Genomic DNA, 26,353 nt, shown 5'->3' on the forward strand with positions numbered 1-26,353 from the left:
TGAAGGAAAAAGATGAGACCAGAGAATTTTGTTGCTTTTTTTACTGTTTGTGGATTTTTTATAGGATTAATGTTTACCATAGTTAATATAGAAGATGCAGTAGAAATAGTCGTATACACTTGCTTGATTACTTTTGTGTTTTATGTGCTAATTCATATTGTGATTATGATCTTTGTAGATGTGCATAAAATTAGCGGAAGAAGCTTTAATAAAGAAAAATACGAAAACGAAAATAATAGCTTTATTGCAGAATTAGCTGCAAGAGAAAAGAAAATGGACTATTTACTTGAAAAACTACAAGAAGAGCGTGAAGATGTTAAGAAAGCTGAAGGCTCGGTAAAGAGAAAAGTAAAACATGCAGCCGCATAATGCCTACGCTTCTACGCTAAAAAAAGAACAAGATGACTTAGTTATCTCTTATATGCCTGCATTAAGAGCTATGGCTTTTAGACTCAAAGAGCGTTTGCCAGCTAGTATTGATGTAAATGATTTAATCAGTATAGGCGTAGAAGAGATGATCAAGCTTTCACGCCGTTATGATAAAGAACAAAATGATAATTTTTGGGGTTTTGCAAGAAAAAGAGTTAATGGAGCTATGCTTGATTATCTAAGAAGTCTTGATGTGATGAGTAGAAGCAATAGAAAAATTATCAAGGATATTGATGCTATTGTGGATGAGTTTTATCAAGACAATGAAAAAGAACCCGATGATGAATATTTAGCAAAAAGACTTAATCTAGAAGTAGAAAAGGTTAAAGAAGCAAGAGCAGCTCATGCTATATCGCTTGTAATGCCTTTAGATGAGCAGTTAAATTGTTTTAATGATAGCAATATCATAGAACAAATAGAAAAAGAAGAATTGATCGAAAAAATCAATGCGGTTTTAAATGAATTTAAAGAAAGAGAAAAGTTAGTGATTCAGCTTTATTATTATGAAGAGTTAAATTTAAAAGAAATTGCAGAGATTTTGGAGATTAGTGAGTCGAGAATTTCGCAAATTCATAAGCGTTTGCTTAAGAAGATTCGAGAAAGGCTAGTTTAATGGCTGAGATACTTTCACAAGAAGAAATTGATGCTCTTTTAGAAGTTGTTGATGATGATGGCGATGATGGAGCAACATCTTCTAAATTAGAAGATATAGAAGATAAAAGAGATATTGTCGTATATGACTTTAAGCGTCCAAATAGGGTTTCAAAAGAACAGCTTCGTTCGATTAAGGGTATTCATGATAAATTAGCAAGAAACCTTGCTTCACAAATTTCATCTATGATGAGAAGTATAGTGGAGATCAAGCTGCATTCGGTGGATCAGATGACTTATGGTGAATTTTTGATGTCTTTGCCTTCGCCGACAAGTTTCAATGTTTTTTCGATTAAACCTTTAGATGGAAACTGTGTTTTAGAGATCAATCCAAGTATCGCTTTTCCTATGATAGATAGGCTTTTAGGTGGTCAAGGGGAGAGTTTTGATACTTTAAGAGAACTAACAGAAATTGAGCTTAATTTGCTTGATTCTATTTTGCGTATTATTATGCAAAGACTTAAAGAAAGTTGGATGAATGTTACAGAAATTTATCCAAGCGTAGAAGCAAAAGAATCAAGCCCAAATGTTGTGCAAATTGTTTCTCAAAATGAAATTGTTATCATGGTGGTAATGGAGATCATCATTGGAAATTCAAGCGGTATGGTGAATATTTGTTATCCGGTTGTACATTTAGAGAGTATTTTAAGCCGTTTGGCAAATCGTGATATTATGATGGGTGAAACTTCGGCTAAGAAATCAAGAAATAAAGAGCTTAAAACTTTAATCGGTCGTGCTGAAGTGATTTATGAAGCTATGCTTGGTAAGACTTTTATCAATGTAAATGAATTTTTGGACTTAAAACAAGGAGATATTTTAAAGCTTGATAGAAGCGCAGATGATAAAGCCATAGTTGCTATTGATAAAAAAGAGGTATTTTTAGCTCAAGTGGGGCTTCATAGATTTAGAAAGTCAATTAAGATCTTAGAACTTATCAAAACCGATAAAGATGAGATCAAAGAAATGCTTGAAAAATATGAAGATGAAAGAAGAGCAAAAGCAAATTCGTATGATGATAATGAAGAACTAGAAGAGGAAGACGATGATCAATGATTTTTTAGGCATATTTGTCAATGAATGTGTAAGTACAATAGAGGGTTTAACAGGAAAAAGTGCTGAATTTAGCGAGTATTATGAGTATGATGTAAATTCTCAAGACTCTATGACTCCACCATTGGTAAGTGCTACTTTTAATGTAAACAATGAAATGAAAATCAAAATCCTAGCTAGTGCGGTTTTAATGAGTGCAATTGGCGAATGGATGATGGGAGAAGAAGAGATCTCTAAAAATAGCGAGCTCAATGAAGATGAAATGGACGCGGCTAAAGAAGCTATACAAAATATCGTTTCAGCTTTTTCTACTACTTTGGGAGCGCAAAAAGAAATTCCTAAAATGGATTTTAGTTTAGAAAGTTGTGAATTTATCGCAGATACTTTAGAGCTTGGCGGCTTTCATAAATTATATTTATACAATGTACAAATTGCAGATTTAGAAGAAAAAGTTGCTTTGGTTTTTGATGAAAAAATTTATAAGGTTTTAACTAAAACTGATCTAGAAGAGATCGTAGCAACGAATGAAGATCACCCACAAGATCATAAAGCTTTAGCTAATGTTGAAGAGTTAAGAAATATCGGTTTGATCATGGATGTGCGCTTACCTATAAGGGTGCGTATTGGTAGTAAAAAAATGCTTTTAAAAGATGTTTTGACTATGGATATAGGTTCGGTTATCGAGCTTGATCAATTAGCTAATGATCCTTTAGAAATTTTAATAGGCGACAAAAAGATTGCCTATGGGGAAGTGGTTATCGTAGATGGAAACTTTGGAGTACAAATCACCGAGATTGGATCTAAAAAAGAAAGATTAGAACAATTAAGATGAAAAAATGCATTATCGAAGATGTCGTGCAGCTTCAAGCTTTAGACAAAATTCAAAATGCTGTAACTTTTTTTGGTTCAGCTAGGTTAAAAGAAGAAAATGAGTATTGTATTCTAGCTTCAAATTTAGCTACCAAGTTAGCTGATAAAGGGTATAGTATCATTAGTGGTGGTGGCGGTGGTATTATGCAGGCTGCAAATTATGGGGCTATGCAAAGTAATGCCGAGCATTTAAAATCTTTTGGATTTAATATACATTTACCATTTGAGCAAAAAGCAAATGACTTTTTAGAGTATAATATCACTTTTAAGAGCTTAGCCATTCGCAAAATGGCTCTTATTCAAAAGAGTCTAGCTTTTGTGATTTTCCCAGGCGGCTTTGGGACATTAGATGAATTGTTTGAAATTCTTACGCTTAAACAACTTAGTTTTAAAAAAGATGTTCCTATTATTTTAGTTGGGCAAAAATTTTGGCAACCTCTTGATGAATTTATCAAAACTTCTTTACTAGGACTTGGAACTATATCTAAAAATGATGAGTTAAAGTATAGTATAAGTGATGATTTAGATGAAATTATAAGAATGATAAAGGAAAAAGATGAAAATTCTTGTTGCAATGAGTGGGGGTGTGGATAGTACTGTAACTGCTTATAAATTAAAACAAGCAGGACATGAGGTGATTGGTTGTTATATGAAACTTCATGGAAAACCTAATTATCATGAAGAAAACATACAAAAAGTAGAAAAAGTTGCTAAATTTTTAGGCATCGAATATCATATTTTAGACTTACAAGAAGACTTTAAAAATCAAGTTTATATGCCTTTTGTTAATACTTATAAAGAAGGTAAAACACCAAATCCTTGTGCTTTGTGCAATCGTTTTATCAAGCTTGGTAAACTTTTAGAATTCGCAAAGAGCTTAAACTGTGAAAAATTAGCCACAGGTCACTACGCAAGGATAGAAAATGGTTTGATTAAAACCGCGGTTGATGAGAGTAAAGACCAAAGTTACTTTTTAGCTAATGCAGACAAAGAAGCTTTAGAGTATTTGATTTTTCCTCTTGGAGAAATGAAGAAAGAAGATGTGAAAAAATTTGCATCAACGATCGATGTTTTAAAATCTTTTGCAACGCAAAAAGAAAGTTCAGAAATTTGTTTTGTGGAAGATACTTATGTGCAAGTTTTAGATCAATTTATGGATACTAAAATTCCAGGTATTGTGAGAGATAGTAGCGGCAAGGAAGTAGGTAAACATGAAGGTTATATGCACTATACCATAGGTAAAAGAAGGGGGTTTGAAGTGCGTGGGGCTCATGAACCTCATTTTGTATTAAAAATCGATCCTAAAAAAAATGAAATCATAGTAGGTAAAAAAGACGAGCTTAAAATCAGCGAATTTGTTTTAGATACTATTAATTTATTTGTTGATGCTAAAGAATTAGAGTGTGAGGTAAAAATACGCTACAGATCAAAATCAACACCATGCAAGGTTTTGATCAATGAAGATAAAAGTGCTAAGATTATCTTACAAGAACCTGTTTATGGGCTTGCTAGCGGACAAATGGCAGTATTTTATGATAAAGATTTAGTGCTTGCTAGTGGATTTATAAAATAAAAAAAGCTAAAGGGTTGCACCCCTTTGGCGTTGCACCCTTTATACTAACTTTTTTTAAAAAATTAAAATTATTTTATTGTAATAAAAAATAAGAAAAATGTAGTTGAGATTTTTCTAAGATAGATTAGGCAAATCTTATCTTAGAAAAATTATATTGTATTTGATAAGTTGATCTTATTCAGTCATATCAACAATTGCTCCACTATTTTGACATCTTTCTTTATTCCATTTTCTTGTATCACACATGCCATAAACTATTTTATGTTTATTCAAATCGCCATTTTTATAGTTGATATAAACAACATCTCCATATTCTATTTCGCCTCTTGCAACATCTCCTAGCAATCCATCTTGTTCTATTTTAATACCTTCAAAATCTTCAGCTACTTCAGGGTGTTTTTCTTTTAAAGCATTTAAATCAACATCTTTAAGGCTTTTTATCACAACATTAGAGCCATAATCTTTTTTTAAAGTTTTAATGAATAAATCATAACCACCTTTAGAACCTCTACTTGGATCATATTTATAATCTACTCCATTAGCACATGCTATAAAAGAAATTAATGCTAAAGCACCAAACATTGTTTTTTTAATCATTTTTTATCCTTTTTCTTTTAGTTTGCAAAGTTTATCATAAATGAAGTTAAATCAAAAATTATAGAGCTAAAATATCTCCATAATGCTTATATCAAACCACAAAAGATCAAATTTAAGCAAAATTCCATAAATCACCGCAGAGAATAATCCTGCGAAAATCCCTGCTAAAACATCATCTAGCATTACACCTAAACCACCTTTGGTTTTTTTGTCAATTTTACCTATGATAGAAGGTTTTGTAATATCAAAAAATCTAAACAAAACAAAAGAAAGTAAAAAGGTAAAAACACTCTGTCCGCAAATTGCTAAGGCTAAAAACACCCCGACAACTTCATCTATAACGATGTGTTTATCATCGTGTATGCCTGTTTGTTTTTCGTATTGGTCGATGACTTTAATAGAGATTAAAAAAAGTAAAATCGCTACTAAAATCAAAGTTTCTATACCCAAATACCTTAAAATAAAAAAAGCAGGAATTAACGCTGCTATTGTACCAAAGGTTCCTGGGGCTTTATTGACACTACCTGAATAAAAAAAAGTTAAAAATAATTTTTGCATAGTTACACCATATATGACATTTGATGAAGTTTTATAAGTTGTTCGTAAAATTCTTTGTCGCTTCGATATTCTAAAATACCATGCGTAGGGAAAAGATTGCTATAGATATTTTGTTTATTATGAAAGCGATTTGGGAAAAGCTCGGATAAAATCAAAGCTGAAATTTCTCTCCTTATAAAAACTGCTGGCGGAATGATACCAAGTCTAAGTAAATTTTTTAAAGAATCTCCGTGGTATTTCATATGATGATGTGCACCGTGTGGGCATGATTTAGTGCTTACTATCATCTTGCATTCATCGCAAAATACAAATTCAGGAAGTATGGTAACTTCTATGTTGTAATCTTTTGCAAAATCATCAAGCACAGTAAAGGCTCTGTTTTGGTTAAAATACATTCCAAGTCCTGCGTGATTTTGCCCTACAAAAACCTTGTTACAGTCAAAGCTTTTAGCTAAAGCACATTCAAGCACAGGATTTAAATGCGAGGCAAAAATTTTGATATTGTGCAAAGGTATGAGTAAAACTCTAGAAGATGGCAAATAATTTTGCGCAAAAACATCAAAGCAGCGTTTTTTAAGCTTCAAACTTAGACCGTTGTTTTCATAAGACTCTATGAGAAAGATGATCACTAAGTCAGATTCTTCTATAGCCCATCTTAAAATTCTCTCATGAGCTCTATGAAATGGATCAAAGCTTGAAACAATGGCAGTGATGTTGGAAGGATTGAGTCTTTTTTTGATTTTTTCAAAGTCTTCTTTTATAGCTTTAATGTGATTGTGATAAATTTCAAATTCACCGCTAATGCAAGTTTTTCCAAAGTCTTGAATCAAGCATGCATTTGGTCTAAAAATATCATTGCTATTTTTATCATTTTCAAATTTGCTTTCTAAGATGATATGTCCTATGGCTTTATCATTACAGATAAAGTCTATTTTGTCGCCTACTTTTGCATTTTCTAAAACCGCATTGTTTTCTTTGGTGCTAGCAGGTGCAAAGGTAAGAGTGTAAGGAATTTTTTGGTTATGGATCATTCCTGTAGCTAAAACTTCATCTCTTTCTTTTTGATTCATCAACTTGGTAAAAGAGCCGAAAATTCCTTGTTTGATGAAACATAAAACCTCGTATTCTTCTTCTGAAATTATAATGCTATTTTTTCTTTGTGATGCCATATTTTTTCCTTTTTTCCCATAAAGACTTTCTTGAAATTCCTAACTTTTTAGATAAATCAGTATCGGGGAAAATGTTTTGATAGCTAATGATAATATGCTTAACATAATCATCAATAGTTAAAATTCCATTGCTTTCAAAGTTTTTTTCATCTTCGCCTAATTCTAAAATTTGAAAATCATTATGTTCGACATTTGTACTTGTATGTATAATAACAGCTTTTTTTAAAGCAAGGTTTAACACCTTTTCTTTTTCCAAAGGTTTGAGGGTTTGAAAATTTACAAGATAATGCAAAGAATTGTCTTTGAAAATTTTATCTAAATTTTGTTGGTGTGAAAGGTCGATGTAGACATTTGCGATATTATGTTCGTTAGTATAGTTAAACACAAAATGGTCTGCAAAAATTTGATTGTTAGCTTTTATGATCAAAGGAAGTTTGATTTTTTTATAATCAAAAATAGGTAATTTTGCGGTTTCAAATTTATGTTTTAAATATGACTGATAGGTGTGGTTTAAGATACTTATTTTTTTAAATTCTTGAAAATGCTTGATTTTACGCACGAGTTCTTCTATCATAAAAGGCTTTTGTATGTAGTCGCTTGCGCCAGCTTTTAGCGGTGCTAAAACGGTATCTGAGCTGATGTAGGATATTAGTAAAATGATGATTTTGTGCTTAAAAATCTCGATAATATGCTCAAAATTATTCATACTTGTTGAAAGTAAAATAACCTCATAATCACGGTGGGCAAGTTCATTTACATTTGCGATAATGTCACATTCATAGCCTATAGAATTAAGCTTTGAACCTATGCTTTGCGCCAAATAAAATTCATTTTCTACTATTAAAACTTTCATAATTTCATCCAATCAAAATATTTTAAATTTGCACTTGCTAAAACAGCGATCCCTTCTTTGCGTCCAATAAAACCTAAGTGTTCTGTAGTGGTAGCTTTGATGTTGATTTTGTTAGGTGTGGTTTTTAGTGTTTTGGCGATATTAAAAGCAATGGCTTCTTTAAACTCTTTCATCTTGGGAGTTTGAGCGATGATGGTAATATCAGCATTTACAAGTTCAAAACCATAATTTTGCACCAAAGCATAAGCTTTTTGCAACAAAAGCATAGAATCAGCGTTTTTATACTGCATATCATTATCTGGGAAAAGCTCTCCTATATCCCCAAGCCCCGCTGCTCCTAATAATGCATCGACTAAAGCATGGGCTAGCACATCTCCATCAGAGTGTGCTTTTAATCCCATGCTTTCATGTGCTTTAACTCCGCCTAAAAGCAAAGGTCTTTCTTCTCCAAATTCATGCACATCAAAACCATTTCCACTGAAAATTTCCCAAGAAGGTGTGGGAAGATTAAAGCTTTTTAGATCTTCTTTGAAGGTGATTTTTTTAGCAAGTTCATCTCCTTGTACATACCAAATTTTACCGCCAATAGCTTGTATTGCGGTGCTATCATCAGTAAAATTTGCGTTTTGCTCTAAAGCTTTTTTAAGCATACTTGTACGAGAAAGTTGTGGGGTTTGTACGAGCTTGATTTTATCTCTATCAATGGCTTCTTGCGCATAAATTGTTGTATCGCTTACTTTTAGCACAGGTGTGATACAATCTGCTTTGTCATAATTTTCTACGATATTGTTAAAAAGATTTTTAGAAATCAAAACCCTTGCTACATCGCTAACTAAAACATACTCGCTTTCAACCATACTTAAAGCATTAAGTAAAGATTGAGCTCTTGTGGAGCCACCTTGAACAAAATGATATTCAGGAGCAAATTTTTTCATGTGAGAAATATTACCAGAAGTAACAACTATTTGTTTAAACGGGTAAAAAGAGCTTAAATTTTTAGTTGCATAAAGCCATAAGGGTTGATCACCTAGCCTTAAAAATTGTTTTTTTACTGGAGCGTTAAACCTTGAAGACTCCCCAGCTGACAGCATAATCAAGGAAATATCTAGCATTTGTTGCACCTTAATTTTTTATTAATGTTACGATATTATACACCATAAAAGCCAAAATTTATATTTATGTTAGTAGAATTAATCATTTTAAATAATAAGGAGAAAAATTGAAGGATAAAATTGAAGAAAGACTAAGACAAGTTATATATCCAGGATTTAAAAAAGATATTGTTAGTTTTGGTTTTGTAAAAAAGATTGAAGCAAATGAAAATCAAGCGCATATTGTAGTGGAGATAGTTTCAGCTAATGCACAAATTGCTCAAGAGCTTAAACTAAATATCGCAAATGCTTTAAAAGATTTGAATTTAGAGCTTAATTTAGAAATCATTCAGCCAAAAATTCCTGAAGAAAAAAGCAACACAAGAAGTGGAAAAAATATCGCCCCACAAATTAAAAACTTCCTTATGGTGTCAAGTGGAAAAGGTGGAGTAGGTAAAAGTACGACAACTTTAAATTTAGCAATTTCTTTGGCAAAAATGGGCAAAAGAGTAGGACTTTTAGATGCAGATATTTATGGACCAAACATACCAAGAATGTTAGGTGAGAGTAAGAGTAAGCCTGAAATTGTAGGGCAAAAGATTCGACCTATTTTATCTCATGGTGTTTATATGATGAGTATGGGTGTATTGATAGAAGAAGGCAAAGGTTTAATGTGGCGTGGTTCTATGATCATGAAAGCGATTGAGCAGCTTTTAGCTGATGTGCTTTGGCCTGAACTTGATGTGTTGTTGCTTGACATGCCTCCTGGAACTGGTGATGCGCAAATTACTTTAGCTCAAAGTGTGCCAGTTAGCGCAGGTGTATGTGTAAGCACTCCTCAAGTGGTATCTTTAGATGATAGTAAAAGAGCTTTGGATATGTTTGAAAAATTACATATTCCTGTTGCGGGTATTATAGAAAATATGAGCGGATTCTTATGTCCTGATAATGGCAAAGAATACGACATCTTTGGAAAAGGTACGACTGAAGAAATGGCAAAAGCTTACAATTGTGATGTTTTAGCTCAAATTCCTATCGAGATGAGTGTAAGAGAGGGCGGAGATAGTGGAAAGCCTGTGAGTTTTTATATGCCTGAGAGTGTCAGTTCTAAAAGATATCTACAAGCAGCTGAAAAAATTTGGGAATTTATCGAAAAAGTAAATCAAGAAGGCATGGTAGATAATTCTGCTATTCAACCTGTGATGAATGGTAAAAGTGCGTGTTCGCAATAAGGAGGAAAGTATGGCAATAGAAAGCAAAGAGGAATTTTTAAATTTAATTAAACAAATTGAACAAAGAATCAACTATAAAAAACCTAAAGCTTTTGGGATAGCTAGACTTGATCTAAGTCAAGTAGATCCTAGTAAAAAACTACAGGCTAGTTTTGGTGTGATCAATTTTGAGCAAAATTACGCAGCCGCAGCGGTGATGTTTGAGGCATTTTTTAGAAGAGGGGTTGATGTTGATTTTAGTGAAAGTGAATTTGTAGCTACTTTGATCAAAGAGGATTTGGAATTTGCTTTAGAATGTTTTGCACCATTTTTACAAGAAGCAGGTCATAAAAACATAGAAGTAATCCAAGCTGTAAAAGAAAATTTTAGAGAAAATGCCTTCTCTTTTGTTTGTATTTTTGAAGATGAGGCACCAAAAAGCTTAGAAAGTGTATATTTAAAACTTTACTTGCTTTCAAATAAAAAAGTACCTTTGAGAAGTTTAAATTTAACAGGTGCTTTTGGAATTTTACCTAATGTTGCATGGAGTGATAACAAGGCGATTGATTTGGACTTTTTAAGAGAAAATGAAATCGATTTGAAAATGAGTGGAAGATATCCAAGGATTGATTATGTAGATAAATTCCCAAGATTTTTAGCACATGTAATTCCTGAAGATAATACTAGAATTTTAGAAAGTTCTAAAGTAAGAATGGGTGCGGTTTTAGCTGCGGGTACTACTATAATGCCAGGAGCTGCTTATGTGAATTTTAATGCAGGTACAACGGGTGCTTGTATGGTGGAGGGGCGTATTAGTTCTTCTGCTATTGTGGGCGAGGGCAGTGATGTAGGAGGCGGTGCTTCTATACTTGGTGTTTTAAGTGGTACTAGTGGCAATGCTATTAGCATTGGTAAGGCTTGTCTTTTGGGTGCAAATTCGGTAACGGGAATTCCTTTGGGGGATAATTGTATCGTTGATGCGGGCATTGCTGTTTTAGAAGGAACTAAGTTTGCTTTAAAAAATAAAGAAGAATTGCAAAAAATCAACCCTGATTTTAAATTCGACAAAGATATATACAAAGGCCTAGAGCTAGCAGGCTTAAATGGTTTGCATTTTAGACAAGATTCGCAAAGTGGAGTGATGATAGTTGCTTTAAATAAAAAAGCAGTGAAACTTAATGAAGATTTGCATTAATTCTTAACCCTTATGGGTTAAGAATTCTAAATAACTCATGTAGCTTATAAATACACACACTAGGATGGTGTTTAACATTACCTGTGTGGAGTAAAATTTCTTGACTGTTTTTGTGATACAACTTTTGCACAAAATTAAAATTCCACCATTTATAAGTTTTAAAATTGAGATTGTGGGTGGTATTTATATGGAAATTTTTATAAGAATAAGCTTGAAAATTTTGTTTTAAACCTGGTGCTTGAAAGGCATAGACTTCTTTTACTACATTAGGAAAGGATCTTGCAAAAGCTTGAGCTAGATATCCTCCTAAAGAATGTCCTATAATGATGAGATTTTTATCGATAGGGTATTTTTGCTTGAGTTGATCGTAAAAATAATACATCGATTGAATTTGACCTTTAGGATTTTTTCCAAGTAGAATGAAAAAATCACTGTAAAAGTCTTTAAAATCAAAACATAAGGGATTTAGATCGCTTCCTGCAAAAGCTAAGATATAATTTTTTCTTTTTTTATCGTAAATAAAATTAGCTCTAAAACCCATTTTAGAGTAAGAGTGCTTTTCGTTGATATGTTCTAATATCTCATAGTTTTTGATAAAGCGATAAGCCAAAAACGCGTTGTTAAATCCGCCTACTGGAATTTTGTCTTTTTTGTAGAATGGGTTGGTTAAAGCTTGAAGAATGAACTTGTTTTTTAAATAAGCTTGTTTTGGCAAACTTTGACCTAAAAATACATTTGCACAGTATGCTACTAAACTGTAATCATATAGTTCTTGCAGTAAATGTATATTTTCTTTAAATTTGTTTTGGATTTGAAGAAGTAGTGTTTTTTTGTGAGGGTTTAAAGTAGTTTTTTGACTTAGAATGATGAAATTTTGTAAGTCAAAAAACATTGTAGGGTTTTAAAACCCTACATAGTGCAAGTATTTTGGATAGTTGAGTTAAGCATCCAAAGAACTTTTTCATATTTTGCAATATTTTCTTGTGCAAAAGCTGCAGTTGTAGTATCACTTGCTTTTTCAGCTTCTTCGTTAAGTTTTTTAAATTCAGCTAAAAGATATTTATAGTCTTCTCTAATAAGCTCTAGTACTTCTACAGGAGTAAAGCAGTCTTTTTGAGCTTTTGGTGCTTTTGCGTTTTCTAGTAAAGTGCTTGGGCAAACGATAGCTTTTTCTCCAAGTTGTAAAGCTCTTTCAGCACAATCATCGAAAAGTTCTGCCATTTCTTCATAAGCTTTTTCTGTATACTCATGGATAGAAAAGAACTGCAAGCCTTTTACATTCCAGTGATAGTTATGAAATTTAATCCACAGGCTATGTGCATCTGCTTGTAATTGTAATAAATGTTTTGTTACTGACATGTTATCTCCTTTTTTTCATTTGTAAAATTATAACATAGAATTCTTAAATAATAATTATTATTATCTAATAAATTTTATATTATAAAATACTGATGTATTCATTATACTCTTTTTTTGCAATAAAACCAATTTATTTACTAAGCATATTTTTGAGGATTAATTTTCCTACTTCAACACCAGGTTGATCATAGGTGTTTATCCCCAGCATAATACCACAAGCTGAGGTAAATAGTTCATAATAATACATCAAATATCCACAGTGATATGCATCTAGTTTTTCAAGTTCTATTACATCTACACTTAAATTTTCAGCAATCAAAGCATGCATGGTTGCATCACATTGGGCATTTAAAAGATCATGCAGGTTAACTTCATTAGTGAAGTCACAATTTTGCAAATGATTAAAACTGATATTTGGGATATTGGGTGATTTTTGACTGTCTTTGATTTTTAAAAAAGTAACAGTTTTATCTTTAGGTCCATCCATGATTAGTTGTAAAAAACTGTGCTGATCTCTAGCTCCAATTAAAGCAATAGGAGTTAATCCTATGCGTTTAAAGCCTTGTTTTTTACCTAAACTTTCAGCAATGAGTTGAATATACCATTCATTAAAACCTTTAAATGCATCGCCATAGGAAAAAAGCACATTAATATGTGCACTTTTGTGAGTACAATAATGATAAGCTTTTTGTAAAATTTGATCGCATTTTTTTTCAAAAAAATCTACATAGCAAGCTTTTGCACCCTCTAGCAAGGCTTTGGTGTCATAACCACAAAAAGTCAAAGGAACAATACCAATCGCAGATAAAACACTAAATCTACCTCCTACATTTTTAGGTATGAAAAAGCATTTTATGTTTAACTCATCGCCTAACTTATGAAGTTTGGAGTCAAAATCTGTGATAAATACAAAGTTTTCGTGTAAATTTCCTTTTTGTAAGTCAAAATGCGCCATGATAAGCTTAAATAAAGAAATTACTTCTATAGTTGTGCCTGATTTACTTGCAATGATAAAAAGCGTAGTTTTAGGATCAAGCATATCCATAGTATGTGTAAAGGTGTGTGAGGAAGTATTGTCTATAATAAAAAGTTTTTTTTCTTCTACATGATCAAATAAAAGTTCTTTTAAAGCTTTAACCCCACAACTTGATCCGCCCATACCTACTAAAACAATGCTATTTATATGAGGTTTGGTTGCGATATATTCTTTGCTTTCTTTAATCAAGTCTAAGCTTGTATCTACTAGATGATAATACCCTACATCGCCACTTTCTAACTCATCATTCATTCTACTAGCATAAGCGGTAATTTTTTTAAAATCTTGACTTTTAAAAAATAAAGTATTATTTAGCATTTTTGCTTTTCTCATAAAAATAATTTGTCGCTTCTACAAAGCCTTCTACGCTCCCACAATCAAATCTTTTCCCTTTGAATTTATAAGCTAAAACCATATTATTAGTTGCTTGTGAAAGCAAGGCATCGGTAAGTTGTATTTCACCATTTTTACCTGCTTTGGTGTTTTCTAAAATACCAAAAATATCAGGTGTTAAGATGTATCTTCCTATGATCGCTAAATTACTTGGCGCATCTTTTGGATCAGGTTTTTCTACCATAGAATTTACCATGATTAAATCCTCTTCCACAGCATTTCCAGCGATCACACCATAGTTTGAAACTTGATCAGGTTCAACTTCCATCACGGCCACAACAGAGCAACGATATTTTTCATAAATTTTGACCATTTGGGCTAAAACATTAACTCCGTTTTCATTGACACATAAATCATCAGCTAAAATCACTCCAAAAGCTTCATCTTGTACTAAAGGTTTTGCTTTTAAAACCGCATCTCCTAAGCCTTTCATTTCATTTTGTCTTGTAAAAGTAAAAGTACAACGATCAATAAGCTTTCTAATCTCGCTTAAAAGGTATTCTTTTTTAGTACCTGCGATTTGGTGTTCAAGTTCATAAGAAATATCAAAATAATCCTCCAAAGCTCTTTTTCCACGCCCTGTTACAAAGCCCATGGTTTCCATGCCTGCTTCTAAAGCCTCATCTACTCCATAGTGAATCAAGGGTTTAGTTAGTATAGGCAGCATTTCTTTAGGTAGGGTTTTGGTCGCAGGTAAAAATCTAGTACCATAGCCTGCCGCAGGAAAAATACAAGTTTGAAGCATAGTTTATCCTTAAAATTTTATAAGTTGTTTTGATTATAATTTTATTTAAATATTATAGCTAATTTTAAGGAAAAAATGAAAACAATTGATCAGATTTATCAAGCAAAAATAGAAATCAAAAAATCGACTTTTTTATCTTTTTTATGTCCTTTTGAAGATTTTCAAGCATTAATGCAAAGACTAAGAAGTGAACATTTAAAGGCTGTGCATTTTGTATATGCTTATAGGTATTTAAATGAGTTGGGTCAAATTGTAGAAGATAAAAGCGATGATGGGGAGCCAAAGGGAACTTCTGCAATGCCTTGTTTAAATGTTTTAAGAGGGGCTTTGCTGGTTAATTGTGCGGTGATTGTGGTGCGTTATTTTGGTGGGATAAAACTTGGCACAGGCGGGCTTGTTAGAGCTTACAGCGATGCAGCAAATGAAGCGATTTTAAAAGCTAATCTTATAGAGTTTGAAACCAAAAATATCTTAAATTTAAGTATCCCTTTTCATTTTTATGCACGATTTGAGCATTTTTTAAACAAAAATAATATCTCTTGTAAAAAGACGTTTTTGGAAAATGTCGAACTTAGTGTGAGTGTCAACGCTAAAGAAGAAGAAGAATTTAAAAAATTTGCAAAAGAATTTGAATTTAGTGGACTTGTTTGGAAGTAAGCAAATGCTTACTTCGTTTTATAAAGAATTTAAAAGATCTTTTACCATATCTTTTTGTGGTTCTTGTTTTTCTTCTATGTTATTTTGTACACTAGTTTCGTTTTGACCCCTAAAGCGGTAATTATAGATATTTGACATATTAGAGCTAAAAATTCCCGTGCTAAATTGATCTTGATTCATAGCTTTTGAGAAAAGCTCATCTAGTTTTAAACTTTGTTCGTTTAAATTTTCATTGCTACTTTGATTTAGCAAGGACATAAAGTCTTCGCCAGAACTTTGTGTGCTTTTATAAGCACTGCTTTGGCCATACCCATACTCCTTAACCGATAAATTATCATGGTTAACTTGCATGTTTTCTCCTTTCAAAAAATATTACAAGGAAAAAACAAGCAAAAATTATTCCTTAATCACCATGCGTAGGGTAATATTCTGCGTCGATTTCATTGTTTTTTATAAATTCTTCTCTCGCATTTGCACAACGCTCATCTCTTAATTTTCTATACGCATTTCTGCTTTCTAGCTCTTGAGCATTTAAAGGACGATCTTCTAAGAATGAAATATGAAAATAAGTATCATCTTTTTTGCTAAATTTTTCATAAAATTCTACATAATCAAAATAATCTTTTTCGCTTTGAAAATCTATACTTTCTTCGACATAAATTGTTGGTCCAAAACCTCTGTGATTTTGAGTAAAATGCCCAAAACCAGCTGCGTATTTTATTTTAAACGAATTCATTCTAAACCTCCTAAAAATTCGTCATAACTTCCTTTAAAATCGGTTAGTTTTCCATCTTCTAAAAACCATATGCGATTTGCAAAGGCACTAATTAGCTCTCTATCGTGGCTTATGCATATTACACAACCTTTAAAGTTGTATAAAGCTTCTCCTAATGCGATGATACTTTCAAGATCTAAATGGTTATCTGGTTCATCTAAAAGCAAGAAATTTCCGCGTTCTAGCATTAGTTTTGAAAGCATTAAGCGATGTTTTTCACCCCCACTTAAACTAGAAGCCATTTTTTCTTGATCGCTTCCGCTAAATAGCATTCTACCAAGACATTTGCGAATTTCGTCTAAATCTTTGAATTTTTCGCTCATCAGCCATTCATAAAGTTTCAAATCTTCATTGATTAAGTTGGTTGTATCTTGTGAGAAATATCCCATTTCTATAGTAGCACCAAGGTGAATATGACCGCTATCAGGTTCTAATTTTGAGGCAATGATTTTAGCTAAAGTACTTTTTCCAACGCCATTTGCACCAATTAGGGCGATTTTATCACCTTTTTCTAATTTTAATTCTAAATTTTCAAATAAAGTTTTATCATAAGTTTTGCTAATACCCTTTAGTTCTAAAACTTCATTTCCAATTTCTCTATTAGTTCTAAAAACGATGCTAGGATCGCGTCTGCTTGAAGTTTTAATCTCTTCAAGTTCAAGTTTTTCTAAAGCTTTAGCTCTACTTGTGGCTTGTTTGGCTTTTGAAGCATTAGCACTAAAACGGCGTATGAAATTTTCTAATTCTTCTCTTTCTTTTAAAGTTTTATCGCGCTTGAGTTCGGCTTGTTTAGCAAGTAAGGTCGAAGCCATATACCAATCATCATAATTTCCAGCAAAATCTCTAATTTGCTTAAAATCAACATCTAAAATTCTTGTGCAGACTTTATTTAAAAAATGTCTATCGTGGCTAATTACTACCAAGGTTCCTTCATGTCTTAAAAGTTCATTTTCAAGCCAAGAAATAGCTTCTAAGTCAAGGTTGTTTGTAGGCTCATCTAAAAATAATACATCAGCACCTAAAAATAACACTTGTGCTAATAAAACTTTAAATTTATCCGCACTTTGTAAAGTACTCATAAGCGCATTAAAATCTTTAATGTTTAATGAGCTAAGAATTTTTTCACATCTAAGTTCACAATCATAGTTTGGATCCTCTTCTGCTGTTATGATTTCAAGCTCACTTAGCCTATCATTGATTTCATCGGTAAATTCTTCGCTCATATATAATTTTTCTTTTTCTTTTAGCGCATCATATAATCTTTTATTAGCGCACATTACCGCATCTTTGATAGTGTAATTTTCAAAGGCAAATTGGTCTTGCCCTAATACGGCGATTTTTAAATTCGGATCTATGCAAATTTCACCGCTACTTGATTCGATTTCGCCTGAGAGAATTTTTAAAAAAGTTGATTTTCCTGCCCCATTTGCACCTATAAGGCCATATCTTTCACCACGGTTTAGCTTTAAATTTACATCTTCAAATAAAAGTTGATTTGCAAAACGCATTGTGAGATTTTTTACTTCTACCATTAATATCCTTAAAATATTTTTGCTATAATTTTAACAAAAAAAGGTTTATTATTTTGGATTTTTCATATTTATTGTTAAAAACATTGCCAAGTATGACTTTGGTCTTTAATGTTTTAGCTTTATTTTTAGCTTATTTTTTAAAGCAAAATAAGATTTTTTTCTTACTTTTGTTGATTTTATGCGCTAGAGCTTTATCTTTGGTAGCAAGTGAATATCAAGCGCATTTATTTATCTCGGTATTTTTACCTTTTTCTTTTGTGCTTTTTGTGTTTTTACAAGATAGCAAGCTTGTATTTGAAAGAATTAACCTTATTAAATTTGCTTATTTAGCTTTTATGGGGTTGGTAGCATTGATACTTAGCACAAGCACCAACTTTAACGCAAGTATTACAAGTGAAATTTTTGGTTTATCAACGCATTTTTTTACCCCTATTAGTGAGTTGAGTTATTGCGTGTTTTGGGTGGGATTTATATTTTTATTATTTTCATATTTTCAAAATAATGATTTTCATTTTTTACTAGCTTATATGGGTTTAAGCGTGCAGTTTTTATTTTATAATAATATTGACCTAGGTTATTATGAATTTGCCTCTTTGGTATTGATAGGGTTTTTAGCGTATAAAGCTTATAAAATAGCTTTTTTTGATACTTTAACTAATTTGCCAAACTTAAAAGCTTTAAGAAGATATGCACAAGGACTTGAAAATTTTCATTTAGCATTGGTGGAAGTTAAAAACATCAATGAAATTTACCACCAAAATGGTTTGAAAATGGGGGAGTTTGTGTTGTATAACTTTGGAAGAATTTTAAAAAAAGCTTTACATGCTAGAATTTTTAAAGATGATAAGGATTGTTTTATCATTGTTTTTGAAAATGAAAATATAGCTTTTGTGCAAAGTAAACTTCAAATGCTTGAAAATTTCATACAAAAATACACTTTTGAACTGAAAGAGCAAAAAGCAAAGTTAGACATTAAACTCTGCTTATCAAGCAAAAATGAAAATTTAGAAGAGAGTTTAAGACAGGCAAAATTAGAACTTAGAAAACAAAAGGATTAAGATGTTGGATTTGATTTTTAGAGAGTATGATATAAGAGGACTTTACCCGAGTGAACTTAATGAAAAAAGTGTAAAAGCTATAGGTTATGCTTTGGGATTGGAAATGAGAGCAAGAGGTTGTGAGAAAGTCAGCGTAGGTTATGATGCAAGATATAGTGCTAATGAACTTTTTAATTATTTAATTAGTGGTTTAAATAAAGCTAATATGCAAGTGTTTAATATAGGCTTAGCACCAACTCCTATGGGATATTTTAGCTTGTTTTTCGATGGGATTTTTGACGCAAATATCATGATAACAGGCTCACATAATCCAAAGGAGTATAATGGGTTTAAAATCACAATCAACAAAGAAAGTTTTTTTGGTGCTGACTTAAAAAAGCTTTCTTTAAAAGTGCAAGAGTATTTAGAACTTGAAATAAATGATGACTTAAGATATGAAAACTATGATATAAAAAGTTTATATATAGATTTTTTAGTGAAGCATTTTTCACATCTTAAGGATTATAAAGAAAAAATCATCATTGATTGTGCAAATGGGGCTACTGGAGTGATTATAAAACCTTTGGTAGAAAAATTAAACCTTAATGCACAAATTTTATTTGAAAATCCTGATGGAACCTTTCCAAATCATGCACCTGATCCAACAGAGCTTGAAAATTTACATGCATTGCAAGTTGCGTTAAATGAAGATGAAAACGCAAAAATGGGTTTTGCTTTTGATGGAGATGGAGACCGTTTGGTGGTGGCAAGTAAAGACTATGTATTTAAAGGCGATGAGCTTTGTTATTTGTTTGCTAAAAATATTGAAAATCCTAGAGTTTTAGGCGAGGTAAAATGTTCTAAAAATCTTTTTGATGAGGTGGCAAAATTTGGTTTTATTATGATGGGTAAAACCGGACATTCGAATATTAAAAAAATGATGAAAGAGCAAAATATCGACATTGCAGCAGAGCTTAGCGGCCATATTTTCTTTAAAGATAGATATTTTGGTTATGATGATGGAATTTACGCATTTTTAAGAACTTTAGAGCTTTTGGCGAATGATTATGATCTAGAAAAACTCATTAAAAAACTACCAAAACTGTATGCAAGTGAAGAGATCAAGCTTAAAGTAAGCGAAGAAAACAAATTTCAAATTATAGAAAAATTTAAAGAAAAAGTAAAAGCTAATGCTTTTGAAAATGTGCTTGATTGCAATGAAATTGATGGAGTTAGAATCACCTTTAAAGAAGGCTGGGCGCTTTTGCGTGCTTCTAATACTAGTCCGTATCTTATCATGCGTGCTGAAGCTACAAGTGTTGAATTTAAAGACTTTTTAGAAGCAAGAGTAAAAGAACTTTTTGAAACTATCACAAAAGAGCTTGTATAAGCTCTTTTGTATCAATGTTTTTTGTATATAAATATGCTCTTAAGAGTTTAGGAATTTTTGCTTTTCTATAAATTTCTTTCAAGTCTTTTGGTATTTTTTCACAACTTACAAAAGGAAAAATCAAAACTTTTTCTTGCATATAAACAATGCCTATTTTATGTGAAATTACCCCATCGCCTTTTAATGCTTCTTGCCTTTGTTTGGCACTTAAAAGCACTCCGAGTTTCTTAAAGCATTTTGCGATTAAGCTTTCATCTTTATGGGTAATGTAGATATTTTTAAATTCGCAAATATTTTCTTCTTTTAAATCTTTTTCAAGGTAGGTAAAACTTTTTTTAACCCCATTTGGATAAAGCTTTAAAAACTCATTTGCAAAATTTTTGCGTATAAAATTTCTAAAACATCTTTCATCATCATTACTCTCATCATGAAAATAGCTGATATTATTTTCTTTTAGATAGTTTGAAATTTCTTCTTTTGGGGTTTGAAGCAAGGGTCTTATAATGGTAAAATGTTTTCTTTTTTCAATATCTTTAAATCCAAGCAACTCTCTAAGCCCTGCGCCTTTGGAAAATTGCATTAAGAACCATTCTAGTTTATCATTTAAATGGTGAGCTAGTAAAAGATTGTCATAGCAATGGCTTTGACAAAGTTCTTCAAAAAACTCATAACGCAAAGCTCTTGCATGTGCTTCGAAATTTTTAGTTATTTTGGGTGCGGTTTTGATATAGATTTTTTTATGAAAACGCTTGGCTAGTTCCTTAGCACTTTGCTCTTCTTTGTCACTATTTTTACGAGTTTTATAGTTTATAAAAGCAAGATCAAAATCTATGTTTTTTTCTAAAAGCATGAAAAACAAAGCACTAGAATCACTCCCGTGAGAAAATGCTAAAAGATTTTTCCCTTGCTTTAAATGATTTAAGTATTTGTTATCAATCATCAAGCTTTCTTAAGGCTTTTGCAATGAGTTTTTTGTCTAAGCTTTGTGTAATTTCACACTCATAAAGTTCACCCATTTCTAAATCTCCACAATCACTTTCATTAATGAGAATTTCTCCATCTATATTTCTATCCCAACGCAAGTCTTTTGCACCGATGAAAAATTCTCCTTCAGAGCTTTGACCTTCACAAAATGCTAAAGTTTTTTTGCCAACTTGTTGGTTGAAGCTTTTTTCTATGCACTCATCAACGATTTTTTCTATAGTTTTTAACCTTGCATTGATGATTTTATTTGGAATTTGCTCCATATCAAAAGCTGCAGTATCTTCTTCTTTAGAATATGCAAAAACACTAATTCTATCAAAACCAAATTCTTTGATAAAGGTGCATAATTCTTCAAAGTCCTCATCGCTTTCTCCGGGGTGACCCACGATAAAACCTGTACGCAAAAAAGAATTTGGTGCTTGCATCATTAAATTTAAAAGTTCGATTAATTTAGCTTTATTGGCTCCACGCTTCATGATTTTAAGCATATTGTCACTAATGTGTTGCAAAGGCATGTCAAAATAATTTACAAAAACTTTTGATTGGATGATCTTTTCTATCACTTCTTTGCTAATGCTTGTTGGATATAGGTATAAAATTCTAGCAGATTTTACACCTTGGATATTTTCTACGGCTTCAATGAGTTTTAAAAGTCCATCTTTTTGACCTTGATCAAACAAATATGAACTTGTATCTTGAGCGATAAAAGAAAAGTCTTTATAGCCTTTTTTAACAAGTTCTTTTACTTCATTTATAATGCTTTCTAAGCTTCTTGACTTGAGTTTTCCTTTAAAGCTTGGTATAGCACAAAATGAACATTTTTGATTACAGCCTTCAGCTATTTTGATAAAGGCGTGATAGTTAGAGCCTGTGATCACGCGATTAGTATTTTTATCTTGTAAGTAAGTAGAATTAGAAAAAAGATTAGTTTTTTTAAGTATCATCTCATCAATTTTTTCATAATCTCCCACACCGGTAAAAAGATCAACTTCAGGAAGTTCTTTCATCAATTCTTCGCGGTAGCGTTGCATTAAGCAGCCTGTTACAACTAGCAATGAATCTTTTTTTCTTTGCTCGTGTAAGTCTAAAATCGCATTTATACTTTCTTTTTTTGCACTATCGATAAAGCCACAAGTGTTAACAATCAAAACATCAGCTATACTTGGCTCATCACAAATTTCATAATCACTCAATCTTCCAAGCATGATTTCACTATCAACTAAATTTTTATTACAACCTAAAGACATTAAAAAAAGTTTTGGCATATTTCTCACTTTAAATATTTTATTTTTTTGCTAAAATTATAAGATTAAATTATATCAAAATTAGAAAGAAAATTTTTATGGATAATTACGAATACAGCGAACTTTTAAAAAAATTAAAAAACAAAGTTGGAAATATCGCTTCTATTATTAAGCCTGAAGAGATAAAAGCAAGGTTAAAAGAAATAGAAAATTTAGAAAATTCCCCTTCTTTTTGGAGTGATGTAAAACAAGCAGGGGTTATAGGTAAAGAAAAAACTAAAATCTCAAATTTATTAAAAAACTACGAAAATGCTTTTAATGCTTTAAATGACGCAAGTGAACTTTTTGATCTTGCTAATAGCGAAAATGACTTAGATACCATAGAAGCTTTATTTGAAGATGCAAACAAGCTAGAAGATCTTATTGTAAATCTTGAAATTTCTATGCTTTTAAGTGGGGAGAATGATGGTAAAAATGCCATAGTTTCCATTCACCCTGGTGCAGGTGGGACTGAGAGTAATGACTGGGCTAGCATGCTTTATAGAATGTATTTGAGATTTTGCGAAAGAGAAGGGTTTAAAGTAGAAACACTTGACTTTCAAGAAGGTGAAGAAGCAGGGCTTAAAGATGTAAGTTTTTTGGTAAAAGGCGAAAATGCTTATGGTTATTTAAAAGCTGAAAATGGCATTCATCGTTTGGTAAGAACTTCTCCTTTTGACAGCGCGGGTCGTCGTCATACGAGTTTTTCTAGCGTGATGGTTTCTCCTGAACTTGATGATGATATAGAAATAGAAATTGAAGAAAAAGACATAAGGATTGATTATTACCGCGCAAGTGGAGCAGGTGGACAACATGTCAATAAAACCGAATCAGCAGTGCGTATTACTCATATGCCAAGTGGTATAGTGGTACAGTGTCAAAATGATAGAAGTCAGCATAAAAACAAAGCAACTGCTTTTAAAATGCTAAAATCGCGTCTTTATGAGCTTGAGTTGATGAAACAACAAGATGAAGCTAATTCAAGCGAAAAAAGTGAGATAGGTTGGGGTCATCAAATTCGCTCTTATGTGCTTTTTCCTTATCAGCAGGTTAAAGATACACGTTCTAATGAAGCGTTTTCACAGGTTGATAATATTTTAGATGGAGATATTAAAAAGATTATAGAAGGTGTTTTGATAGCACAAAAAGCACAAGATTAAAGCGCAAAAGGAAGCAATATGCAAAAAATTCTAGTTTGTGTTGATGTTTTAGAGCCTTGTAAAGATATTTTGCATTATGGGGTATATTTAGCTAAAAAGCTAGATTTGCCTTTGATGTTCTTATACACCATAGAGCCAAATTTTACTAATGCTGAATTAGCTTGTAGTTTTAGTATAGAAGCAAGTGGATGTGTGATTGAGGATTTGGTAGAAGAACAAAGTCAAAAAAATGAGAGTCTTTGCAAAAAAGGGCAAAAAATTCTAGAAGAATTTTGCATTTATGCAAAGGAACAAGGCGTAAAAGAATGTCTAAGTGTCCAAAAAGATGGAGACTTAGAAGAAGTGTTAAGAGAATACAACGGTCAAATTAGATTGGCAATTGCTGGTTTAAAAGGTGGAGGCAAGAAAAATAAAATAGGCATTCATACAGAAGAATTAGTAAGAGCATTAAATGTGCCCATTTTGCTTGTAAATTCTGCATTCAAAGAAATCAAAAGCGTGATGATGGCTTATGATGGAAGTGTGTTAGCTAAAAAAGCTATAGAACAAGCCATTAAACAACCTATTTTTAAAGAAGCAAAGCGTTATGTGGTAAATGTATCTAAAGATGAAAAGACTTCTTGTGAGTTGTTAATGCAAGTGAGTCAAATTTTTACCGAGGCAGGCTTGAGTGTGCAAACTCAGCACTTAAATGGTGAAATCGTGCAAGCCTTATTTGAATTTAATGAACAAAACGATATTGATTTATTGATCATGGGGGCATATTCGCATCATTGGCTTAAGAGTATTTTGTTTGGTAGTTTAACTAATGATATTTTAACTCAGGCTAAAAAGCCTTTATTGTTGATTCGCTAGCTTTTTGGTTAAGTCAAGGTAAGCAAATATGCTTACCTTTTATCGTTTTAGGGCGAATTTGTTTTTGATTTCTTCATGTCCTAGCATTTTTTGAGTATTGCAGTTTTTATTAATATCGAGTTTTTTAACATCATGATGAAAGTTGGTGCAATTGTGTAGTAAATATGCTAAAGTTTTGGCATTGTGCACATCCCATTTTGATAAATCTTGATCAAATTGCTTGCAGTTTTCAAACATATGTGCCATAGTGATGGCATTGTGCACATCCCAATTATCTACCTTATGGTTAAATTTAAGGCAATTACAAAACATATAGTTTGTATCTTTAACATTGGACATATCCCAAGAAGATAAATCTTGATCAAATGCTTCACAGTCAAAAAACATACCTTCCATATTTTCAACATTGGAAACATTCCAATGGGAAATATCACTATTGAAGCTTTTACAACAATAAAACATATACGACATATCTTTGACATTAGACACATCCCAAGTTTCGATACCATTAAAATTGGTTCTAGTAGAATAGTAAAATAAATAAGACATATCTGTAATCAAGCTTACATCGATTTCATTTAAAGCAATAAGCTCTTCTCTTACAAGAGCAACTAATTCACTTTTTGTTTTAGGTGTAAACATGTTAGCTCCTTTAGCTATTTAATTTTCCATACCAATTATAATACTAATTAAATATAAAATTTAAAAAAATAAATATTAAATTAATAAAAAAATATAATATGGAAAATTTTGTTACCATATGAAACAAATTAAAAATTAAAAAGCAAAATTAAGCTAATTGTTATAAATATAAGCCATATAAAAAGTAAAAATGCCATTAAAAATGGTTTAAAACCTGCATTTTTTAAAACATTTTTATGGATATTTACTCCTAAGGCTACCATAGCCATGGAAAGTAAAAGGGTGTCTAAGGTTTGTATGCTTGGCTTGATATAGTCTAATGCAAAATTAGTGTTGAGTATTTCAAGCGAGCTAATTCCACATGCTACTAAAAACCATAAGGCAAAATAAGGAATATTTGACCTAATTGAAATTTTATTGTCATTTTTGCTCAAAAATTTTACAGAAAAAAGAGTTAAAAAAAGTAAAAAAGGCACTAGCATTAAAACACGCATCATTTTTTCTATCACTGCGCCATCGCCTGCTTGTATTGCCTCACCTGCTGCAACTGCATGGGCGACTTCATGTAAACTTGCTCCCATAAAATAACCCATTTGTTTTAGACTAAAAAAATCAAACCAGCCCAAATTCCAAGCCAAAGGGTATAAAAACATTCCTAGTGTTCCAAAAACCACCACAGTACAAATTGCCACACCAACTTTAGCAGATCCACCTTTAACTACGCTTTCGCTTGCCATTACAGCTGCTGCTCCGCAAATACTAGATCCACTACTAATGAGTATACTTTCTTTGAGATCAAGTCCGAGTGATTTTCCTAGAAAAAGTCCTATAAAAAAAGTAGAAAATACTACTAAAAATGCAAGTAAAATACCATTTATTCCAACTATTTCTAGATCATAAAAAGTAATTCTAAAACCATAAAGTATGATCCCAAGTCTTAAAATTTCTTTAGTAGCAATTTGAATAACACCTGATTTTTTAAGCAAATTAGCATTTTGATGTGCTAAGTTGCCTATCAAAGCCCCTAAACATACAGCTATAATCAAAGCTGAAATTCCAAGATTTTTAAAAAAGCTAAGTTCAGAAATAGCATAAGAACAAAAAGCTAAAGTAAAAAGTAGCAAAAATGCTTCAAATTTTCTATTTTTATATATATTTTTATGCATTGGTTTCCTTTTTTGTGATCGTTTATGCAATTTTATTGTCTTTTTAATGATAAGTAAAATTAATTTTATTTGATATAATGATGTAAATAATT

Annotated in this window: 29 protein-coding genes; 13 read left to right on the forward strand and 16 right to left on the reverse strand. The window is 31.7% G+C overall.

The features are described from left to right. Positions 1 to 12: 12 nt before the first annotated feature. Genes A0083_RS01275 through mnmA form a run of 6 tightly spaced genes read left to right on the forward strand, consistent with a single transcriptional unit; the run spans position 13 to position 4,573 of the window. The gene (locus tag A0083_RS01275) at positions 13 to 369 is read left to right on the forward strand and encodes a hypothetical protein (protein ID WP_039662656.1); all 357 of its coding nucleotides are present in this window, start codon (positions 13 to 15) and stop codon (positions 367 to 369) included. Continuing rightward, positions 356 to 1,042, forward strand: a complete 687-nt coding sequence (locus A0083_RS01280; protein WP_039662658.1) for an RNA polymerase sigma factor FliA — start codon at positions 356 to 358, stop codon at positions 1,040 to 1,042. The genes A0083_RS01275 and A0083_RS01280 overlap by 14 nt, the downstream gene beginning before the upstream one ends. Next, complete coding sequence (fliM, locus tag A0083_RS01285; protein WP_039662661.1) at positions 1,042 to 2,133, forward strand: flagellar motor switch protein FliM; 1,092 nt, start codon at positions 1,042 to 1,044, stop codon at positions 2,131 to 2,133. The genes A0083_RS01280 and fliM overlap by 1 nt, the downstream gene beginning before the upstream one ends. Next, positions 2,123 to 2,962, forward strand: coding sequence for a flagellar motor switch protein FliY (gene fliY / locus A0083_RS01290; protein ID WP_043019360.1), 840 nt, complete (start codon positions 2,123 to 2,125; stop codon positions 2,960 to 2,962). Before fliM ends, fliY begins: the two co-directional genes overlap by 11 nt. After that, on the forward strand, positions 2,959 to 3,594 hold the full coding sequence (locus A0083_RS01295; RefSeq protein ID WP_197553573.1) for a TIGR00730 family Rossman fold protein: 636 nt from the start codon (positions 2,959 to 2,961) through the stop codon (positions 3,592 to 3,594). The genes fliY and A0083_RS01295 overlap by 4 nt, the downstream gene beginning before the upstream one ends. Further along, positions 3,557 to 4,573: a tRNA 2-thiouridine(34) synthase MnmA gene (gene mnmA / locus A0083_RS01300; RefSeq protein ID WP_039662667.1), complete on the forward strand. Its 1,017-nt coding sequence runs from the start codon at positions 3,557 to 3,559 to the stop codon at positions 4,571 to 4,573. Before A0083_RS01295 ends, mnmA begins: the two co-directional genes overlap by 38 nt. Positions 4,574 to 4,747: 174 nt before the next feature. On the opposite strand, the gene A0083_RS01305 is transcribed toward mnmA, so the two are convergent. The 5 genes from A0083_RS01305 to A0083_RS01325 all read right to left on the reverse strand — a co-directional run bounded on the left by A0083_RS01305 (position 4,748) and on the right by A0083_RS01325 (position 8,862). Continuing rightward, positions 4,748 to 5,170 (reverse strand): hypothetical protein, encoded by a 423-nt coding sequence (locus tag A0083_RS01305; protein ID WP_197553576.1) that lies wholly within the window; start codon positions 5,168 to 5,170, stop codon positions 4,748 to 4,750. Positions 5,171 to 5,236: 66 nt separating this feature from the next. Beyond that, on the reverse strand, positions 5,237 to 5,728 hold the full coding sequence (locus tag A0083_RS01310) for a phosphatidylglycerophosphatase A family protein (protein WP_039662675.1): 492 nt from the start codon (positions 5,726 to 5,728) through the stop codon (positions 5,237 to 5,239). 2 nt (positions 5,729 to 5,730) lie between these two features. After that, entirely contained in the window at positions 5,731 to 6,897 is a 1,167-nt protein-coding gene (locus tag A0083_RS01315; protein WP_120760333.1) for a sulfate adenylyltransferase, read from the reverse strand. Further along, the gene (locus A0083_RS01320; RefSeq protein WP_197553579.1) at positions 6,875 to 7,750 is read right to left on the reverse strand and encodes a response regulator transcription factor; all 876 of its coding nucleotides are present in this window, start codon (positions 7,748 to 7,750) and stop codon (positions 6,875 to 6,877) included. The genes A0083_RS01315 and A0083_RS01320 overlap by 23 nt, the downstream gene beginning before the upstream one ends. Further along, complete coding sequence (locus A0083_RS01325) at positions 7,747 to 8,862, reverse strand: bifunctional 2-C-methyl-D-erythritol 4-phosphate cytidylyltransferase/2-C-methyl-D-erythritol 2,4-cyclodiphosphate synthase (RefSeq protein ID WP_197553581.1); 1,116 nt, start codon at positions 8,860 to 8,862, stop codon at positions 7,747 to 7,749. Before A0083_RS01325 ends, A0083_RS01320 begins: the two co-directional genes overlap by 4 nt. A gap of 107 nt (positions 8,863 to 8,969) precedes the next feature. Between A0083_RS01325 and A0083_RS01330 the strand changes: the two genes are divergently transcribed. Together A0083_RS01330 and A0083_RS01335 are read left to right on the forward strand one after the other, a co-directional pair. After that, the gene (locus A0083_RS01330) at positions 8,970 to 10,073 is read left to right on the forward strand and encodes an Mrp/NBP35 family ATP-binding protein (RefSeq protein ID WP_039662683.1); all 1,104 of its coding nucleotides are present in this window, start codon (positions 8,970 to 8,972) and stop codon (positions 10,071 to 10,073) included. Between the two features lie 10 nt (positions 10,074 to 10,083). After that, positions 10,084 to 11,247: a tetrahydrodipicolinate N-succinyltransferase N-terminal domain-containing protein gene (locus A0083_RS01335; RefSeq protein ID WP_120760339.1), complete on the forward strand. Its 1,164-nt coding sequence runs from the start codon at positions 10,084 to 10,086 to the stop codon at positions 11,245 to 11,247. Between the two features lie 10 nt (positions 11,248 to 11,257). Here A0083_RS01335 and A0083_RS01340 read toward each other — a convergent pair whose 3' ends face one another. From A0083_RS01340 to galU, 4 genes are all read right to left on the reverse strand, one after another. Next, on the reverse strand, positions 11,258 to 12,139 hold the full coding sequence (locus A0083_RS01340) for an alpha/beta fold hydrolase (protein WP_197553584.1): 882 nt from the start codon (positions 12,137 to 12,139) through the stop codon (positions 11,258 to 11,260). Between the two features lie 17 nt (positions 12,140 to 12,156). After that, positions 12,157 to 12,606: a Dps family protein gene (locus A0083_RS01345; RefSeq protein ID WP_039662691.1), complete on the reverse strand. Its 450-nt coding sequence runs from the start codon at positions 12,604 to 12,606 to the stop codon at positions 12,157 to 12,159. A 130-nt stretch (positions 12,607 to 12,736) separates the two neighbouring features. Then, positions 12,737 to 13,960: a glucose-6-phosphate isomerase gene (locus A0083_RS01350; RefSeq protein ID WP_197554497.1), complete on the reverse strand. Its 1,224-nt coding sequence runs from the start codon at positions 13,958 to 13,960 to the stop codon at positions 12,737 to 12,739. Continuing rightward, the gene (galU, locus tag A0083_RS01355) at positions 13,950 to 14,780 is read right to left on the reverse strand and encodes a UTP--glucose-1-phosphate uridylyltransferase GalU (RefSeq protein WP_120760342.1); all 831 of its coding nucleotides are present in this window, start codon (positions 14,778 to 14,780) and stop codon (positions 13,950 to 13,952) included. Before galU ends, A0083_RS01350 begins: the two co-directional genes overlap by 11 nt. 75 nt (positions 14,781 to 14,855) lie before the next feature. Between galU and A0083_RS01360 the strand changes: the two genes are divergently transcribed. Next, complete coding sequence (locus A0083_RS01360; protein ID WP_197553587.1) at positions 14,856 to 15,437, forward strand: IMPACT family protein; 582 nt, start codon at positions 14,856 to 14,858, stop codon at positions 15,435 to 15,437. Between the two features lie 18 nt (positions 15,438 to 15,455). Here A0083_RS01360 and A0083_RS01365 read toward each other — a convergent pair whose 3' ends face one another. The 3 genes from A0083_RS01365 to A0083_RS01375 are packed head-to-tail and all read right to left on the reverse strand — an operon-like array spanning position 15,456 to position 17,744. Beyond that, positions 15,456 to 15,788: a hypothetical protein gene (locus A0083_RS01365; protein WP_039662697.1), complete on the reverse strand. Its 333-nt coding sequence runs from the start codon at positions 15,786 to 15,788 to the stop codon at positions 15,456 to 15,458. Positions 15,789 to 15,840: 52 nt separating this feature from the next. After that, positions 15,841 to 16,173: a hypothetical protein gene (locus tag A0083_RS01370; protein ID WP_039662700.1), complete on the reverse strand. Its 333-nt coding sequence runs from the start codon at positions 16,171 to 16,173 to the stop codon at positions 15,841 to 15,843. Continuing rightward, positions 16,170 to 17,744: an ABC-F family ATP-binding cassette domain-containing protein gene (locus A0083_RS01375; RefSeq protein ID WP_087685121.1), complete on the reverse strand. Its 1,575-nt coding sequence runs from the start codon at positions 17,742 to 17,744 to the stop codon at positions 16,170 to 16,172. Before A0083_RS01375 ends, A0083_RS01370 begins: the two co-directional genes overlap by 4 nt. 53 nt (positions 17,745 to 17,797) lie before the next feature. Between A0083_RS01375 and A0083_RS01380 the strand changes: the two genes are divergently transcribed. Together A0083_RS01380 and A0083_RS01385 are read left to right on the forward strand one after the other, a co-directional pair. After that, positions 17,798 to 18,802 carry a diguanylate cyclase gene (locus A0083_RS01380; RefSeq protein WP_197553602.1) on the forward strand — a complete coding sequence of 335 codons (1,005 nt, stop codon included), beginning with the start codon at positions 17,798 to 17,800 and terminating at the stop codon, positions 18,800 to 18,802. Position 18,803: 1 nt separating this feature from the next. After that, positions 18,804 to 20,171: a phosphomannomutase/phosphoglucomutase gene (locus A0083_RS01385; protein ID WP_197553605.1), complete on the forward strand. Its 1,368-nt coding sequence runs from the start codon at positions 18,804 to 18,806 to the stop codon at positions 20,169 to 20,171. On the opposite strand, the gene tilS is transcribed toward A0083_RS01385, so the two are convergent. Together tilS and rimO are read right to left on the reverse strand one after the other, a co-directional pair. Then, positions 20,152 to 21,114, reverse strand: coding sequence for a tRNA lysidine(34) synthetase TilS (gene tilS, locus A0083_RS01390; protein ID WP_197553608.1), 963 nt, complete (start codon positions 21,112 to 21,114; stop codon positions 20,152 to 20,154). The two genes, A0083_RS01385 and tilS, sit on opposite strands and share 20 nt — an antisense overlap. Further along, a complete protein-coding gene (gene rimO / locus A0083_RS01395) occupies positions 21,104 to 22,420 on the reverse strand; it encodes a 30S ribosomal protein S12 methylthiotransferase RimO (protein WP_197553611.1) in 1,317 nt (438 codons plus the stop codon). The genes tilS and rimO overlap by 11 nt, the downstream gene beginning before the upstream one ends. A gap of 77 nt (positions 22,421 to 22,497) precedes the next feature. Here rimO and prfB point away from each other — a divergent pair, with 77 nt between their 5' ends. Further along, on the forward strand, positions 22,498 to 23,598 hold the full coding sequence (gene prfB / locus A0083_RS01400) for a peptide chain release factor 2 (RefSeq protein WP_047207962.1): 1,101 nt from the start codon (positions 22,498 to 22,500) through the stop codon (positions 23,596 to 23,598). Positions 23,599 to 23,616: 18 nt separating this feature from the next. Beyond that, entirely contained in the window at positions 23,617 to 24,453 is an 837-nt protein-coding gene (locus A0083_RS01405) for a universal stress protein (RefSeq protein WP_120760817.1), read from the forward strand. 39 nt (positions 24,454 to 24,492) lie between these two features. Here A0083_RS01405 and A0083_RS01410 read toward each other — a convergent pair whose 3' ends face one another. Together A0083_RS01410 and A0083_RS01415 are read right to left on the reverse strand one after the other, a co-directional pair. Continuing rightward, positions 24,493 to 25,095, reverse strand: a complete 603-nt coding sequence (locus tag A0083_RS01410; RefSeq protein ID WP_197553614.1) for a BspA family leucine-rich repeat surface protein — start codon at positions 25,093 to 25,095, stop codon at positions 24,493 to 24,495. Between the two features lie 128 nt (positions 25,096 to 25,223). Then, the gene (locus A0083_RS01415) at positions 25,224 to 26,261 is read right to left on the reverse strand and encodes a YeiH family protein (RefSeq protein WP_120760816.1); all 1,038 of its coding nucleotides are present in this window, start codon (positions 26,259 to 26,261) and stop codon (positions 25,224 to 25,226) included. Positions 26,262 to 26,353 lie beyond the last annotated feature (92 nt).

It is taken from the genome of Campylobacter sp. 2014D-0216, assembly GCF_014931215.1.
In the GTDB taxonomy this organism is placed as follows: domain Bacteria; phylum Campylobacterota; class Campylobacteria; order Campylobacterales; family Campylobacteraceae; genus Campylobacter_D.